The sequence below is a fragment of the Pseudomonas sp. G.S.17 genome (assembly GCF_038096165.1).
Classification (GTDB): domain Bacteria; phylum Pseudomonadota; class Gammaproteobacteria; order Pseudomonadales; family Pseudomonadaceae; genus Aquipseudomonas.
In genome coordinates this window covers 4,313,320-4,329,018 of the sequence record NZ_CP151076.1, presented here as the reverse complement: position 1 = coordinate 4,329,018, position 15,699 = coordinate 4,313,320, and the positions used below count along the sequence as shown (strand labels likewise).

The window sequence follows — 15,699 nt, the reverse complement described above, 5'->3', positions numbered from 1 at the left end:
CTGCGTTAAAAACAGGCGAAAAATGCTCATTTAGAACACCTAGACTCCGCTTTTTCGCCTGTTTTTGCCTTGTCTTGTCATCGCTCGTGACGTTTTCACACAGTCTGTACAGGAGGGATGCGTACATATCCGTTGTCGCGGTAACGGCTGCTTAGGGTTGCGCCCTTACGGCGCCTCACTTTTGAACAGCCCAAAAGTAAGCAAAAGGCTCTTGCCCCACCACTCGGTCCCTCGCTTTGGCTCGGCATGCCCGTAATCCGACATTGATGTGGAGGGCCGCCGCAAAGGGCCATCCCTGGCCCAGTGCGGCTAAACCGGCGTCCTGCCGGTTTACCCTCCACATCAACATCGAATTTCGGCCAGCGTGGTTTGACGGGGCGCTTAAGATCAAGATCAAAAACAGAGCCAAAGCGGCGTTGAATCTGAGCGGACCGTATCTCAACTGTAGGAGCGAATTTATTCGCGAGGGGCGGCCCCAAAGCCAGCACGATAGTTTTACTTAATCATCACCGCCTTGAACAACGCCGACTCGACAAACCGCTGCAACCAGCCACGTAACTTCGGATAAGGGCTGCCCGTAAACCAGTCGGGATCCACCGCGCTGAATTGCCGAATGAAAGGCGCCAGGGCGATATCCGCCAACGTCAGATGATCTCCGACCAGAAAATCCCGCTGTTGCAGGCGTTGTTCCAGCTGTTGCAGAAATCCCTCGGCCAACTGCCGGTAATGTTGCTGAGGATATTCAGGGTGACGGACAAAATATTTATAGCGATCCAGATGGGCTTTGAACACCTGATCGTTTTCTTCGATGAGCGCTTGAATCTGACGTCGCGCATCGCCGTCATTGATCATCAGCCAGTTATCCGGATCGTTCTGTGCCAGCGCCCAATGCATGATGTCCAGGCTCTGTTCCAGTACTTGGTCACCAAGGATCAACACCGGCACCGTGCCCTTCGGTGAGCGCTCGAGCATTTCCGGCGGCTTGGCCTTGAGACTGATTTCCTGGATGCGAACCTCGCAGCCGGCATAGCGCACGGCCATGCGCGCACGCATGGCATATGGGCAACGGCGAAACGAATACAGAATCGGCATCAACTGCTGACCTCGATCGTACTCAAGCCATTACCTTGACGGCGGACCTGGATCTGCACCGGGATTCGCTCGTGCATTTCCTGAACGTGAGAGATAACCCCCACCTTACGGCCTTGTGCCTGAAGTCCGTCCAGCGCATCCATGGCCAGTTGCAGGGATTCCGGGTCGAGACTGCCGAAGCCTTCGTCGATGAACAGCGATTCGATTTTCAGCGTGCTGGAAGCCATCGAGGCCAGGCCCAACGCCAAGGCCAGGGAAACCAGGAAGGTTTCGCCGCCGGACAACGAATGCACCGAGCGCAGTTCGTCGCCCATTTCCGTATCCATGACCAACAGACCCAGCATGCTGCCGCCACGTTTCAGTCGATAGCGACGCACCAGTTGCTTGAGCTGCGCGTTGGCGTGATGCACCAGCAGGTCAAGGTTGTAAGCCTGGGCAATCTTGCGGAAGGTGTCGCCGGTGGCCGAGCCGATCAGCGCATTGAGCCGCGCCCAGCGTTGCCATTCGTCATAAGCCTGGCTGATGCGCTGCGCCAGCGCCTGATTGGCGTCCTGGCGACGCTGGTCGTCGGCTTGCCGGGCGCGCAAGTCGGCGCACAGTTGTTCACTGGCGGTGATCAAACCGTGCAGTTCAGCCGCTGCGTTTTCCAGATGTTCGGCGTCAATGCTGCCGATTTGCTGCGCTTGGTGACTGTGCAAGCGCTGTTCGCGCTCCTGCAGCAATACCTTGAACTGCTCGACGGCTTTTTCGCTGGCTTGCAGTTGGCGGCGCAGTTCGCTGACCTGCTCATCGTCAACGCTGAGCAACTGTTGCAGGCCGCTGTCATCCAGTTCGCTATGCCGGCTGCGCCATTCGGCAATCCGCGCGCCCAGTTCGGTGCTTTCCTGCTGCATGCCGTGCAAGCGTTCCTGGCGCGCCTGAAGTTCGGCGGCCAGTTGAATCAATTGACTGCTGACATCCTGCAAGGCCTGACTCGCCGCGCTTTCGGCGTGCCGCGACTGTTCCACGGCGGACTCCAGTTGCTGCTGCCATTGCTCGGCATTGGCGTGCTCGCCAAGCAATTGCGTCAAGGCCTGCTGGCCGGCGGTCTGCTGGTCGCCAAGCACGGTGCAACGTTGTTGCAGGTCGCTCAGTTGCCGGGCACGAGTCTGTTGTTGGGACTGTTCCAGCTCGATCTTCTGCTGACGTTCCCGTTGTTCCACTACTTCGTCGCGTTGTTGTTCCAGCTGATCGAGACGCTGAGTGACCTGCTGGTCCAGTTGCATGACCGTGGCAGCGGCGTCATGGCGCAGGCCCTCCAGCTGCTCGGCGCTTAACAGCAGCGCGAAGGCGGTCAGTTCCTCCTCAAGACGTTCGCGGTCGCTGTTCAGCGCACGCTGCTGATCAGCCAGTTGCTGCGTAGCGGCCTGACTGGCTTCATTGGCGCTCAAGAGTTGCTGTTGCAGGCGCGCCGCATCTTTTTGCAAGGTGAGCAGAGCGTTCTGGCGCCGTTCGTCCTGAGTGATGTTTTGCGTCAATTGCGTCAGTTGCTGGTTCAACCAGCTATCGCGTTTGGCGGCGTCCTGCTCCAGCAGGCGTTTGCCCTGCGGATGGGCATCAAACGCGGGGGCCAGTGCCTGCTGGCGAATGGCGAGTTGTTCCTGCTGTTGCAGGAACTCCTTCTGCTGGGCAATCAGTCCACCTACCGTGGTGCGCAACTCGGCCAGTGTTTCCTTCAGGGCATCCACGGCTTTTTGCGCGTTGTTTTCTTCGTTTTCGTCATGCTGGGTGAGGCTTTGCAGCAAGACTTGCGGCTCATGCCACGGATGCTCGTCGCTGCCGCACACCGGGCACGGTTGCTCATCCTGCAACTGCAGGCGCAGTTCTTCGACACTGGCGCTGCGGGCCAGGCGCTGGCGTTCCAGCAACTGGCGGGTCACGGTGAGGGTTTGTTCGGCGACTTGCAGCTGGTTTTTGGCTTGCAGGCCTTGGCTGTTGAGCTGATCGCGCTGTTGCTGGACCTGTTGTTGTTTGTCCGTCAGCTCCAGCGCGCGGCTGTCGAGTTCCTGCTGGCTGGCCCAAAGCCGCGCCAGTTCCTCCAAGGCGCGCTGCTGTTTGCGATTGTCTTGCAGCAGGCTGCCGAGAATCTGAATCTGCTCGCCCACCGCTTCGGCTTCGGCGCCTGCTTCGCGATACAGCAGATCCAGCGCGTTGCGCAGTTCGCTTGTTTGCTGGCTGGCCGTGGCGGCGCGCTGTTCCAGGCTCGGCAGTTCGGTCTGGCCCTGTTTGAGGCGCGCGCCGATCTGCATCAGTTGTTTCAAGCGGTCGCGATAAGCGTTCCAGGCTTCGCCAAGAGGAGCCAGCGCCTGAGTGAGTTCCAGCTGCCCGGCAATCCGTTGCAGCCGCTCGGCGACTTGGGCCTGTTGCTCAAGCAGGCTTTGCAAGGTGCTTTGCCCTTGGGTGTGGCTGTGCTCGGCCTGTTGTTTGTGCTCATCGGCCTGGCGCAATTCGTCCGCCAATCGGGCCACGTTGCTCTGGATGTCGAAGGCCTGACGCAGCAATGGCGCGGCATCGCTGTGCTGCTGTTGCGCCGTGAGCGACGCGGCCTGTGCTTCGACGCAAGTCTGTTGCAGCTGAGTCTGGCGCGTGTGCAGTTCGCTCTGCTGGCTGATGTGTTGCTGGATCTGATTTGCCAGCGGGGTCAGTTGCGCGGTCAATTCGGTTTGGCGCAGGAACTGATGACGCTGCGGCGCCAGTTGTTCCAGGCGGGTCAGATTCAGCCGTTCGCCGCTCTGGCTTTGCCAATGCAATTGCGCCTGTTGTAACTGTTCGGCGGCGCTTTGCTGTTCTTGCTGAAGTTGCAGCAGGACCTTGTGCCACTGCTGTTGCAGTTCAAGCTGGCGCAGTTCGCTTTGCTGGGTCTTGAGCGCCAGTTGGGCAGCTTCAAAGCGCTGGTCCAGCTCGGCACGGGCGTCAGGCTCCATGGGCGTGACCCCGGTTGCCAAGGCCTGGAGATCGTCGTGGGCCTTTTTTGCTTCCTGGCTCTTGCTGAAGGCGCGGCGCCCCAACTGGCTGTAGATCGCCGTGTCAGTGAGTTTTTCCAGCAGCTCGCTACGTTCCCGGTCGTCGGCCTTGAGAAAGGCGCTGAACTCGCTCTGGGCGAGCATGACGGCGCGGGTGAACTGTTCGAAGTTAAGGCCCAGGCGCGCTTCGAGCAGGGTTTTGTATTCGGTCTTGTTCTGGCTGCTGAGGATTTGCTCGCTGTCCAGATCGGTCAACGTTTGGCGACTGGCCTGAAGTTTCTTGCTGGCGTTGTCCCGTGCGCGGTTGGTTTCCCAGCGGGCGCGATAACGACGGCTGTCGATGCCGACGAAATCCACTTCGGCGAAGCCGCTGCCGGTGCCGCGCCGCAACAGGGTGCGCGGATCGTTGGTGCTGATGTCGCCGTCAATTTCCGGCACTTTCGATTGGCCGATATTGCTCAGGCGCGGAATGGCCCCGAACAGTGCCAGGCACAAGGCATCAAGCAGTGTGCTTTTGCCCGCACCGGTTGGCCCCGTGATAGCGAAAAGCCCGGCGCTGGCCAGGGGTTCGGCGGTGAAGTCCAATTCAAAGGGGCCAGCCAGGGAGGCAAGATTCTTCAGGCGGATGGCGAGAATTTTCATGGTTGTTCGCTCTCCAGCTGGACTTCCTGCAACAGCGTGGCGAAGTCGGTCAGGGTTTGCTCGTCGACCTCGCTGCCGTAATTTTCCTGCCAGGCGCGGCTGAACAGCTCCAGCGGGTTGAGCTGATCGAGTTCAATCAGGCCTTCGCTGTCATCGCTGCCGTCGCCACGGCCGTTGCCGGCATATTCGGCAGCAATGCGCACCAGCCGCACGGCCTTGCCTTGCAGCGCGCCTTCGATCTGGTTGCGCAAATCCGGTTGCGGCTCGTCCAGGCGTACGCGGACTTCCAGCCAGGGTTGGCGTTCGATATCAGCCAGCAGATCAATGTCCGGCAAGTCCTTGAGCTGCACCAGCAGTTCGGCGAGCGGCGCGGGGCCGATCCGTTGCAGATTGACGGCGCGAGGAATCAGCAGGGTTTCGACGCTGCGCAACTGGTCGCCTTCGCAGGTGATTTCCAGGATCTGATGTGCGTAGCCGATTTCCGAAAATGACAGCGGAATAGGCGACCCACTGTAGCGAATACGTTCTTCGCCATTGACCCGCTGGGGTTTGTGCAAGTGGCCGAGGGCGACATACGTGATGCTCGGGCCGAACAGGCTGGCGGGCAGCGCTTCGGCATTGCCGATGATCAGGCTGCGCTCGGAGTCTTCTGAAACCGAGCCACCGGCCATGTGCGCGTGGCTGATGGCAATCAGGGCCTGGCCCGGCTGGCGTTTGAGATTGGCAGCTTCGATCAGCAGTTCATGGACCCGGCCGATACCGCGCAAATAGTTGTCGCCCAGGGTCGCGCCGGTGACTTCGGCCGGACGCAGGAAGGGCAGGGCCAGACACCAGGCGCCGATCTCGCCTTCGGCATCGGGCAATGGCAACAGCAGGCGCTCGACATCCAGAGTGCCGTCGTCGAGCCACAACACCCGGCCCAGCGCATGGGTGCGCAGGCGGCGCATGAGCGGCGCGGGCAATTCGATGCGCGACCCCGAGTCATGGTTGCCAGCGATCATCACGATGGTCAGCTTCGGCTGCTGCTCGTGCGCGTTGACGATGAAGTCGTAAAGCCGCTCCTGGGCTTTGACCGGCGGATTTACCGTATCAAAGATGTCCCCGGCAATCAGCAGCACATCCGGCTGACGCTCGGCCAGACGGGCCAGCAGCCAGGTGAGGAAGCTGGCGTGTTCAAAGTCCCGCTCCTGGCCATGAAGGTTCTGGCCGAGGTGCCAGTCGGAGGTGTGGAACAATCGCATGTGTTTTCTCAATTCTGAATGGTGTGTCGTGAGGCGTGGCGACGCGCAGATGCTTCAACAGCGTTCAATTCCAGCGCAAAGGCCTCTACTTGGGATACAACGGCGGCAGACTCTGGTCGCTCGCCGCATCCTGAACGTGTTCTGACGCAGGCAGCATACGGATTGCGCGCCACAGGTCTTCGCCCAGCCACAGTTGGCCGGTTTCACTGTACAGCGCGCCGTTCAGACCATCGAGGGCGTCGGACAGCGGGACGAAACGGGCCGCCATGTCGGCCAGGGTTTCCGGTTGCTGACGTGCCCAGGCGTCCAGCGCCTGACGGGTCGCATGAGGGTCGTTGGCCAGACTGGCGCGTTTGAGATCATCCAGCACTGTGCGCGGGCTCGGCCCGGCCTGGGCCACTCGCGCCACCGCCGGTTGCCAGCGTGCGCGCCACCAGAGAATCACCCCGATCAGCGTGGTAAAGGCAAAGAACAATGTGCTCATCTGCCACGGCCAGACAGGCGGACCGATCACCGTGACGCCGCCTGGGTCGTTATTCACCGGAGTGTCCACTTCCAGGCTTGGGTTGCTGCTGATCTGCAAGGTGCGTGCGGCCAGCGAGGTATGTTCCAGGTGGTCTTCGCGGGTGTTCCACCAGACAATATCGACGGCCGGCAGGTCGATGGCGCCAACCCGGTTCGGCACCAGTGCTTCGCGTTCTTCACGCGTGCCGATGATGCCGCGCTCGCTGGCCAGATTGGCCAGTTGCGGCTGGTCGGGATAGCGTCGCAGGCTGCTGAGGTCGGTGGCTGGCAACGGCGGCAGTTGGGCGCTGGAAAGGCCCTCGACCTTGAGCGTCAGGATGCGCGTCAAGGATTCGCCCACCTGGCTGTGGCCCGGTTCCGGGCTCCAGCTTTCACTCAGATTGACGCTGCGGGCCGGTAGCCAGGGCGCATCGGCCGGATAGTCGGCAGGCTTGGCCTTGACGGTTAGCGGCAGCGGCGCCGAATTGACCCGCACCACCTTGCCCGGCTGCGGGCCGAAGGGATTGACCGGATCGTTGGTCTGGGCGTTTTCCGCGGCGGGCTGGACCAGTGTGGCACTGAACACTTGCGGCGGAATCACCAGGGTGCCGCTGTGCTGTGGATAAATGGCATAACGCATCTCGATCACGCCATGGCGGATGCCGTTGATGAGTTTCTCGTAGGTCTTCGATTCACCGAGTTTTTCGATGCGCGCATCGGGCACTTCAAGGGGCGTGAGGTTGCTGTCATCGAACAGCGCAACCGAGTGATAGATGCGCAGGTTCAGCACCGCCTGCGCCTGCACGTAAACGCTGTCCTGATCGAGGCTGGCGTCGAAGAATACCGGCGCCAGTTTGCCGGGCTGATCCTGCTCGTTGCTCTGGATCACTTGCAGGGTGATCGGCTCGCTCTTCAGTTCCCCCAACTCCAGCGCCGGAATGATCACCGACCCGGTCTGCCTCGGCAACAAGGTGATGATCCAGCGCGTCGTCGCCTGGTTGCCGCCGTTCAGTGTATTGAGGCGATTGACCTGCCGCGTGCCGCGCACGTCGAAGTCGCGCTCCAAAGAGCTGAGGTCAGGCTTGCCGAATTGGGTGACATCGCTGGTTTCCAGGGTCAGCTCGACGGTTTCCCCGGAGTTGAGCCGGGCGCGATCCACGCTCGCGGTCAGTTCCGCCGCCTGGTTGGGCAGGGCAACCAGACAGAGCAGCAAGCTGATCAATAAGGTGTACACGCGACTCATCGGGTTTTTTCCTGACGCTGTTGCTGTTGGTACCAGAATTTGCGGCGCAGCAATTCCCCTGGATCATCCGGAATCTGGCGTAGCCATTGCTCCAGCGCTTGCCGACGTTCGCCATCCATCGGACGGTCCGGAGGCCGGATCGGCGGTTGGGTGGTTTCGTTATCGTCCAGAGGCGAACCGGGCGCCGGATTGCCGCCATTACGCGGCGGGGGTTCAGTACCGGGACTGTTTTCCTCGCCGGGCTCGGTGGGTTCCTTGTCCTTGTCCTTGTCTTGAGGCTGTTGCGCGGTCGCCGTCTGGCTTTGGGCATTGTCGCCGTCGTCGTCACCATCGCTGGGCTTGGTCTCGGCAGGCTCCGCTGCTTTGGGTTGCTTGCTCTGCTCAAGGATCTGCTCGACCAACGCCTTGTTCTTCACGGCCGCTTGCAGATCCGGTTGTCGCTCCAGCGCCTGTTCGTAAGCGTCCAGCGCCGCCTCCAGTTCGCCACTGCGCGCCAGCGCGTTGCCGCGATTGTAGTGGTCCGCCGCGCTATTCCCTTCAGCGAAGCGCTGGGCGGCACTGGCATAGTCGCCTGCTTCGTAGAGCGCGATACCTTTCCATTGCGGGTTTTCGAACTGCCGGGCCGCTTCGGCGGGGCGATGCTGCTCCAGCAAGCGCTGGCCCTGCTGATCGGGACGCAACCACAAGTCCTGAAAGTCGAACGCATAGCTGTTCTGCGGCAGCATCAGCAGCAGCGGCAGGCACAGCAACCAGCCGCGACGACCGGCGCAAGCCGCCAGCACTAGCAGCGGCAGCAGAAACCAGTGCCCCTGGTCGGCCCAACTGTCCAGCTGAATCAGTTGCCCGTCGCTGCGCAGGGCTTTTGGCCCATCGAGCAAGCCAAGCTCGCGCAGGTCGTCGTCATCCATTCGCACTTGTCGGTATTGGCCGCCGAGCTGACCGGCGAAGTCAGCCAGGCTGGCACTGTCCAGACGCGGCAGCAAAATTGCCCCCTGGCTGTCCTTGAGCAACCCGCCTTTTTCCTGAAGCACCGGCGCGCCTTCGGCCGTGCCGACACCCAGGATCAATAGTGGCGGACTCTGGCCCACCAATGCCTGACGAATACCCTGGCGCTCCTGTTCGCTCAACGACGAACCGATCAGCAAGATTCGGCCACGGCCCAGCGCCGCTTGCTTGAGCAGACCCAACGCCTGATGCATGGCGAGATCCGCGCGGTGCCCGGCCTGCGGCATGATCGAAGGTTTGACCGCATCGAGCAGGTTGCGGATGGTGGCCAGATCGTCCGACAGCGGCACCAGCGTGTGGGCACTGCCCGCGTAAACAATGATGGCGGTTTGCGAATCGCTGCGCGCCTGCAACAGATCCTGCAGTTTGCGTTTGGCCTGCTCCATCCGGGTTGGCGGGCTGTCAGTGGCGAGCATTTCCGGAGTGACCTCCAGCAATATCACCAGCGGGTCTACCGGTTTCTGGCTGAATTGTTCCACGCGCTGCCAGCCAGGGCCGAGCAAGGCCAGCATCGCCAGCATCCAGGCCACCCCAAGGAATATCCACGGGGTTTTATTGTCGCGACCCTTGCCACCATTGAGCAGCACCGCATGGAACGCAACCGGCAAGATCATCTGCCAGCGCCCGGCGCGTTTCTGCCGATGCCAGAGCCGCCAAAGCAGCCAGACGAGTAGAGGCAACAGCAGCAGCCACCAAGGGCGGAACCAGTGCGGCCAGAGGCTGATCATGCGCGCCTCCGCAATCGCTTGATTCGCTCGCGCCATTGGCGCCCGTCGCGCATGAAACGTTGCCGGTTGAGCAGGCGCTGCAACGGATTATTCGGCCAGCGCTCGTGCACCACAAGGATCAGGCTCAGCAGCATGGCGCCAGCCAGCGGCCACTGATAAAGCGCCAGCGCCGGGCGCGCCTGAGTCGGTTGTTGCGCGACCGGTTCCAGCGCGTCAAGACTTTTGCGGATCTTCTCCAGCTGATCGCCGTCCCGGGCCCGGAAATACTGGCCACCGCTGATTTCGGCAATCTGCTTGAGGGTAGGTTCGTCCAGATCCAGGCTCGGATTGAGCCCGAGCATGCCCAGCGAACCGGCTTTTTCCGGGTCCGCACCGATGCCGATAGGGTAAATTTTCACGCCTTCTTCAGCGGCAAGGCGGGCGGCAGTCACCGGGTCGATCTGGCCGCCATTGTTGGCGCCATCGGTGACCAGCACCAGAATCCGGCTTTGGGCCGGGCGCAGACGCAAGCGTTTGAGGGCCAGGCCAATGGCGTCGCCAATGGCGGTATTTTTACCGGCAATGCCAATTCGCGCTTCATCCAGCCAGACGCGCACGGTGTGGCGATCAAAGGTCAGCGGCGCCTGAACGAACGCCTGGCTGCCGAACAGGATCAGCCCGACGCGATCCCCCTGACGGCCTTCAAGAAAATCCCCCAACAGATGCTGGACCAGCACCAGTCGGCTGACCTCGTCGGCTTTCCACTGCATGTCGGGATAGTCCATGGAACCGGACACATCCACCGCGACCAGCAAATCCCGGCCGCTGGACGCGATCGGCAGCGGCTCACCCAACCATTGCGGGCGTGCGGCGGCGACCAACAACAGCAGCCACAACAGAATGAACGGCAACTGTTGCCGCCATGCCGGGAGGTTGGCCTTGGCGCGACGGCCCACCAGACCTTCCAGATCGCTGAGGAAACTGACTTTCAGCGCCGCCTCGCCGCTGTCGGCTGCGGGCAGCAATATACGCATCACCCAGGGCAAGGGCAGCAGGGCGAAGACCCACGGCCAGGCGAACTCAAACATGTTTGCGAATCCAGGTTTCAACCGCCTGGGTCAAACCGGAAATGGCCTTGTCGTCCAGTTTGCATTCCGGTTTGTACGCGCCTTCAACCAGTACCATCCAGCGCGTCAAGCCAGCGGCCGGGCAACGGTTATCGAGGAAGGCCAGCCATTTTCGGCCATTCAGCGTGTGGCTCTGGCTGTACGGGTAGTGATTGCGGCAAAGACGTTTGAGCAGGCCGTTGATTTGCTGCAGCCAGGCCCCTGCCGGAGCGCCGTCATAGGGTTTGGGCATCTGCGCCAGCTCCAGCAGCGCGGCAATGCGGACCGGGTCCAGTGGCTGCTCGGCGCGGCGGATGCCGGCTTTGACCGGGATCACATGCCGTACACGCCATAATCCCCAGCCCGCAATCGGGATCAACAACAGCAGCAGCCACCAGCCCGGCGCAGGTGGCCAGATGCCGATGGCTTGTGGCGCTATCAGCGGCTGAAGGTGATCCAGCGGGTTCATTTGTGTTTTACCGGACGCTGGGCGTTCAGGTATTCGCGCAGTTGTTCGACCATCTCCCGTTGTGTACTCAAAGGCATCAGCAGCACGCGGAGTTTCTGCGCGAGCAATTCCCAACGCGCGGCACGTTCTTCGCCTTGGGCTCGGTAGGTCTGACGCAGTTGCGGATCGAGGGTGTCCAGCTCCAGTTGCGCGCCACGTTCGGCAAACCGCAGCAGACCCGCTGCGGGCAGTGCGTGGTCCAGCGGGTCGGATAAAGGCAGCAGCAGCAGATCACAATGTCGCGACAATAAACTCAGCTGTTGCTCGGCGGCGTCCGAGAGCGCTCGTTCATCGCACAGCACCACCACCAGACTGCCCGGACGCAACACCTCTCGCGCCCGGCGCAGGGCGATACCAAACGCGTCCCGGTCGGCGGCGATTTCGGTGTGCAGCGATTGATTGATCCGCACCAGACGGTTGAGTAACTGCAACAGGCTTTGCTTGCTGCGCCGGGGTTTGATTTCGTAATGCTCGTTGTCACCGAACACCAGCCCGCCCACCCGATCATTGTGGATCAGCGCCGCCCAGCCGATCAGTGCCGCAGCCTGGGCCGCCAGTACCGACTTGAACATCAGGCCGGAACCAAAGAACAGCCGACGGCTTTGCTCGACCAGGATGAAAATCGGCCGTTCGCGTTCCTCATGGAACAGCTTGGTGTGCGGTTCCTGAGTACGGGCCGTGACGCGCCAGTCGATGCTGCGCACGTCATCGCCGGCCTGATAAACCCGGACCTGATCGAAATCGACGCCACGGCCGCGCAGCTTGGAGTGATGCAGGCCGATCAGCGGGCTGCGCCGACTCGGCGTGGAGAACAGTTGCACCTCGCGAACGCGATGGCGCATTTCGATCAGTTCGGCGAGGCTGACGCGAATGCCTGGCTGAGGAATCAGATAGGGTTGCATGGCTTCACGCGACTGCCACGACATCAAGAATGCGCTGGATCACCCGGTCCTGATCGATGCCAGCCGCTTCCGCTTCGAACGACAGGATGATCCGGTGACGCAGGACGTCGAACAGTACCGCTTGAATATCTTCGGGGCTGACGAAGTCGCGTCCGGCCAGCCACGCGTGGGCCCGTGAGCAGCGGTCCAGGGCGATGGAGCCGCGCGGGCTGGCGCCGTAGGAAATCCACTCGGCCATTTCCGGGTCGAACTTGCCGGGCGTACGCGTGGCCATGACCAGTTGCACCAGATATTCCTCTACGGCATCGGCCATGTAGAGGTTAAGGATTTCCTTGCGGGCTGCAAAAATCGCTTGCTGGCTGACCCGGCGCTCGGGTTTGGTTTCGCCGTTGAGCGCTTCGCCTCGGGCCTGTTGCAGAATCTTGCGTTCGACAGCGGCGTCCGGGAAGCCAATTTTGACGTGCATCAAGAACCGGTCCAGCTGTGCTTCCGGCAGCGGATAAGTGCCTTCCTGTTCGATCGGGTTCTGGGTCGCCATCACCAGGAACAGCGGGGACAGCTCGTAAGTGCTGCGCCCGACGCTGACTTGCCGCTCGGCCATGGCTTCGAGCAAGGCAGACTGCACCTTGGCCGGAGCACGGTTGATTTCGTCGGCCAGCACCAGATTGTGGAAGATCGGCCCCTGTTGGAAGACGAAGCTACCCGTTTCCGGACGATAGATCTCGGTGCCGGTGATGTCGGCAGGCAGCAGGTCAGGGGTGAACTGGATGCGATGGAATTGCGCTTCGATGCCTTCAGCCAGTTCCTTGATCGCTTTGGTCTTGGCCAGACCGGGCGCACCTTCGACCAGCATGTGGCCGTCGGCAAGCAGGGCGATCAACAAGCGTTCGATCAGCTTTTCCTGGCCGAGAATCTGCGTAGAAAGAAATGTTCGCAGCGCAATCAGCGCTTCACGATGTTCCATCGATGACTGTTCCTGGCAGGTAATCAGCGGCGTCAGGTGACACCGAAGCTGGGGGCGTTACTTTAATCCATAGCGGGGGGTTCCGACTAACGGCTACGGGTTTTTTCTGGTATTCCGGGCAGAAGATTACAAACAACTCCGAATTGTCCTACTTCATATGTTGAGCGCTTGTAGGAATTGAGGCGCCAAGTGGAAATCTGTTGACGTGGCGCCGGTTATTGGCTGCGCTTTACACAAATCGCGCCCGATAAAACATTGACGCGTTTTCCCAAAGCACCATTTGCGCATCGCGCTCGCCAATGGCGTCCTTGATCAGGTTGATATCGCTGGTTCGAAATGGCCGAGGTGCGCGGGTCGAGGGAAGATCGGTACCGAACATCAGTGCGTGGGGATTGGCGGCGAAGATCGCCTTCAGGACAACGGCAACCGGAAAGTCCACCCGACCGAAACCGCTGGCCTTGATATGTACGCCACCTTCGGCGAGTCGGACCACGCTGGGCAGGCCTTCTGCGCTCAGGCCCAGATGGTCGATGCTGACTTTCGGCAGTTGCAGCAGGCGGCTTTCGATCTCTGGCAATTCGCTGGAATCCACATACAGCTCGGTATGCCAACCCACTCGTTCGAATACTCGTCTGGCCAGGAACTCCAGCTGGTCCAGTTGTTCCGAGCCGCCGCGTCTGAGGTTGAAGCGCACTGCGCGCACGCCAAACCCATTGAGGGTTTCCAGTTCGGCGTTGGTGATATTGGCGGGCACCTGGGTCACGCCAACAAAGCCTGCGCCCAGTCGGCGCAGCGCTTCGAGCAGATACCCCTGATCAAAGCCCTGAAACGAGCCCGACACTACCGCGCCGCCAACCACTCCTAACGGAGCGGCCAACGCCTGATAGTTGGCAACGCAAAACGGCTTGGGCACAAAGCCGTCATTGGCCTTGAGGGGAAAGCGCGGGTCAATGATGTGGCAATGGGCGTCGAAAATCGGCTGGGTCATGACGGCTCCGGTCCGTGTACTGAGAGCGCCCTATTTACTCACATCGACTTACGCGATCTCGCTGACATATGTACCGACATTTTCCAAAATTATCTGCAACGTCTCTTCCACATCTCGCAGCTCGTCGGCTGAAGTGGAGTGGAGGATTTCAAATACTTGATGACCATCCAGCTCGTTGCCGTCGGCCGGATCGATCTCCACCAGCAGGCGCTCGGCACTGAAGGTCACCTTCAGGCTGGAGACAGTGTGCGTCTTGTCGTCACGAATAGTGATTTCCACCTCGTTTTCATCCGGAAAACGGGTCAGGGAAAACAGCTCGCCGCTTTCACTGTGGCAGCAGAGCAGCGCCATATCGTCATATTCGTCGTCGCACGGGTTGACGATGAGGCTGGCGGTGGTGATTTGCATGATGAGTTCCTGAACTGAGCGTGAATCCAGCGATTTTGCCAGTGTTACCTGATTTTTGCTGGCTAATTGCGGCGGGCATCCCACACGGCTGCAATCTTTGGAAAATCTTCACTGAATCGTAAATGCATAAGGCGTCTACCTTGGATAAAGCACGCGACCTGAACGTGGAATGGCGGGCCGCATCGAGTTATCCAGCAACTGACAAGACCAGGGAGGTCTCCTATGAAACATTGCATTCAGGGAAGAAAAATCAGCAGCGTCGTAATGCTGCTGAGCATGGTTATTGCCGTTATGGTGGGGCAGTTTGCTGGCGCCTCGCCCAGGATTGAGACCAGCGACGATGTCATACCGCTTTCGGTCTGGAAGAACTGGAAGTTCCTGGGCGGGCTCGATATGTATGCGTCACGACACCCTGGTGACGTTGTCAAAGTCCGCTTTTTCTCACCTGCGAATGAAGAACTGCATGCTTTCTCTTCGACGGTGCGCGAGGACGATAAAGGCAGTCATCGCTGGGCATTGCGCCTGCTGGACCAGATCCAAACAGCAAATATCGGTGTGGTCCCCGGCAATCCCAATGTGCACCATGGCGGGCTGGAAAATTATGGCTGGGGTGTGACAACGCGCTATTTCTACGCGGTCGCTCCAGACAGGTATTCCCGCGCAATCAGTGAGGTCCACCATGTGGGCGGCGGGGTGACCACCCAACCGGCGGATGATGGCGGATCCATGATTTTTGACGCGCCGTCCATCGTGAAGAAAGGCGATAACTTCACTTTCCAGATTGGCGGTGGTGGCGGTACTGGGACTCGAAACGTGGCTGTGAGTATCTTCGATGCCGGGACTGACGAGCGTGTAGCGTTGAAGCAGGATGTAGTGACTGGGACGTATGCGCCAGTTTTTGACGTGCGCGCGGCGCAGAGTTGGGTAGGGCCGCTGACCATGATTGCGACCGTGACGATCAGGGGCGAGCCCTCGAAAAGCTATATGAAAGTCCAGAGTCTCCAGCTCAAGGACGCTGGTAGTTATGATCATGCCTTTCCGGAGAACGTGGCGGGGTACAAGGCGGGGACGAAAGTGCTGCAGCCAAAAAATCAGCGCGTTTACGAGTGTAAGCCGTTCCCGTACAGCGGCTATTGCATTCAATGGAGCGGCAGCAACACCCAGTTCGAACCGGGAATTGGCAGCAACTGGCAGGAAGCTTGGATATTGAGGCCATAATTTCTGCCTGACTGGCGGCGACCCCCACCCGTTCCTGAGTCATCATCCCCCGCCGCGCTACGAGCCGATGACTGAATATGTCGCAGCCTCGCAAGCAGTCGCCCGCCCGCTGTCGTTAAGCTGGAGGTCATATAAACGGCGATGGAAAGGTCCTGCGCCACGCGTGGAC

Annotated in this window: 12 protein-coding genes; 1 reads left to right on the top strand and 11 read right to left on the bottom strand. The window is 60.6% G+C overall.

What is annotated here, in order from left to right:
• Positions 1–495 precede the first annotated feature (495 nt).
• The 11 genes from AABC73_RS20235 to AABC73_RS20185 all read right to left on the bottom strand — a co-directional run bounded on the left by AABC73_RS20235 (position 496) and on the right by AABC73_RS20185 (position 14,312).
• Complete coding sequence (locus AABC73_RS20235; RefSeq protein WP_341520670.1) at positions 496–1,092, bottom strand: glutathione S-transferase; 597 nt, start codon at positions 1,090–1,092, stop codon at positions 496–498.
• Positions 1,092–4,736: an AAA family ATPase gene (locus AABC73_RS20230; RefSeq protein ID WP_341520669.1), complete on the bottom strand. Its 3,645-nt coding sequence runs from the start codon at positions 4,734–4,736 to the stop codon at positions 1,092–1,094. Before AABC73_RS20230 ends, AABC73_RS20235 begins: the two co-directional genes overlap by 1 nt.
• On the bottom strand, positions 4,733–5,977 hold the full coding sequence (locus AABC73_RS20225; RefSeq protein ID WP_341520668.1) for an exonuclease SbcCD subunit D C-terminal domain-containing protein: 1,245 nt from the start codon (positions 5,975–5,977) through the stop codon (positions 4,733–4,735). Before AABC73_RS20225 ends, AABC73_RS20230 begins: the two co-directional genes overlap by 4 nt.
• An 85-nt stretch (positions 5,978–6,062) precedes the next feature.
• Positions 6,063–7,724, bottom strand: a complete 1,662-nt coding sequence (locus AABC73_RS20220; protein ID WP_341520667.1) for a BatD family protein — start codon at positions 7,722–7,724, stop codon at positions 6,063–6,065.
• The gene (locus AABC73_RS20215) at positions 7,721–9,457 is read right to left on the bottom strand and encodes a VWA domain-containing protein (RefSeq protein ID WP_341520666.1); all 1,737 of its coding nucleotides are present in this window, start codon (positions 9,455–9,457) and stop codon (positions 7,721–7,723) included. Before AABC73_RS20215 ends, AABC73_RS20220 begins: the two co-directional genes overlap by 4 nt.
• A complete protein-coding gene (locus AABC73_RS20210; protein ID WP_341520665.1) occupies positions 9,454–10,524 on the bottom strand; it encodes a VWA domain-containing protein in 1,071 nt (356 codons plus the stop codon). The genes AABC73_RS20215 and AABC73_RS20210 overlap by 4 nt, the downstream gene beginning before the upstream one ends.
• Positions 10,517–11,011: a DUF4381 domain-containing protein gene (locus tag AABC73_RS20205; protein WP_341520664.1), complete on the bottom strand. Its 495-nt coding sequence runs from the start codon at positions 11,009–11,011 to the stop codon at positions 10,517–10,519. Before AABC73_RS20205 ends, AABC73_RS20210 begins: the two co-directional genes overlap by 8 nt.
• The gene (locus AABC73_RS20200) at positions 11,008–11,952 is read right to left on the bottom strand and encodes a DUF58 domain-containing protein (RefSeq protein WP_331149005.1); all 945 of its coding nucleotides are present in this window, start codon (positions 11,950–11,952) and stop codon (positions 11,008–11,010) included. Before AABC73_RS20200 ends, AABC73_RS20205 begins: the two co-directional genes overlap by 4 nt.
• A 4-nt stretch (positions 11,953–11,956) precedes the next feature.
• Entirely contained in the window at positions 11,957–12,916 is a 960-nt protein-coding gene (locus tag AABC73_RS20195; protein WP_020288806.1) for a MoxR family ATPase, read from the bottom strand.
• 229 nt (positions 12,917–13,145) lie between these two features.
• Positions 13,146–13,904 (bottom strand): amidohydrolase family protein, encoded by a 759-nt coding sequence (locus AABC73_RS20190; RefSeq protein WP_341520663.1) that lies wholly within the window; start codon positions 13,902–13,904, stop codon positions 13,146–13,148.
• A 48-nt stretch (positions 13,905–13,952) separates the two neighbouring features.
• Complete coding sequence (locus tag AABC73_RS20185; RefSeq protein WP_341520662.1) at positions 13,953–14,312, bottom strand: hypothetical protein; 360 nt, start codon at positions 14,310–14,312, stop codon at positions 13,953–13,955.
• Between the two features lie 222 nt (positions 14,313–14,534).
• Here AABC73_RS20185 and AABC73_RS20180 point away from each other — a divergent pair, with 222 nt between their 5' ends.
• Positions 14,535–15,530, top strand: coding sequence for a hypothetical protein (locus tag AABC73_RS20180; protein WP_341520661.1), 996 nt, complete (start codon positions 14,535–14,537; stop codon positions 15,528–15,530).
• Positions 15,531–15,699 lie beyond the last annotated feature (169 nt).

Coding starts and splice junctions, on each gene's coding strand:
- AABC73_RS20230 (WP_341520669.1), bottom strand. CDS start 4,736: ATGAAAATTCTCGCCATCCGCCTGAAGAATCTTGCCTCCCTGGCTGGC.
- AABC73_RS20195 (WP_020288806.1), bottom strand. CDS start 12,916: ATGGAACATCGTGAAGCGCTGATTGCGCTGCGAACATTTCTTTCTACG.
- AABC73_RS20180 (WP_341520661.1), top strand. CDS start 14,535: ATGAAACATTGCATTCAGGGAAGAAAAATCAGCAGCGTCGTAATGCTG.
- AABC73_RS20225 (WP_341520668.1), bottom strand. CDS start 5,977: ATGCGATTGTTCCACACCTCCGACTGGCACCTCGGCCAGAACCTTCAT.
- AABC73_RS20215 (WP_341520666.1), bottom strand. CDS start 9,457: ATGATCAGCCTCTGGCCGCACTGGTTCCGCCCTTGGTGGCTGCTGCTG.
- AABC73_RS20220 (WP_341520667.1), bottom strand. CDS start 7,724: ATGAGTCGCGTGTACACCTTATTGATCAGCTTGCTGCTCTGTCTGGTT.
- AABC73_RS20190 (WP_341520663.1), bottom strand. CDS start 13,904: ATGACCCAGCCGATTTTCGACGCCCATTGCCACATCATTGACCCGCGC.
- AABC73_RS20200 (WP_331149005.1), bottom strand. CDS start 11,952: ATGCAACCCTATCTGATTCCTCAGCCAGGCATTCGCGTCAGCCTCGCC.
- AABC73_RS20205 (WP_341520664.1), bottom strand. CDS start 11,011: ATGAACCCGCTGGATCACCTTCAGCCGCTGATAGCGCCACAAGCCATC.
- AABC73_RS20185 (WP_341520662.1), bottom strand. CDS start 14,312: ATGCAAATCACCACCGCCAGCCTCATCGTCAACCCGTGCGACGACGAA.
- AABC73_RS20235 (WP_341520670.1), bottom strand. CDS start 1,092: ATGCCGATTCTGTATTCGTTTCGCCGTTGCCCATATGCCATGCGTGCG.
- AABC73_RS20210 (WP_341520665.1), bottom strand. CDS start 10,524: ATGTTTGAGTTCGCCTGGCCGTGGGTCTTCGCCCTGCTGCCCTTGCCC.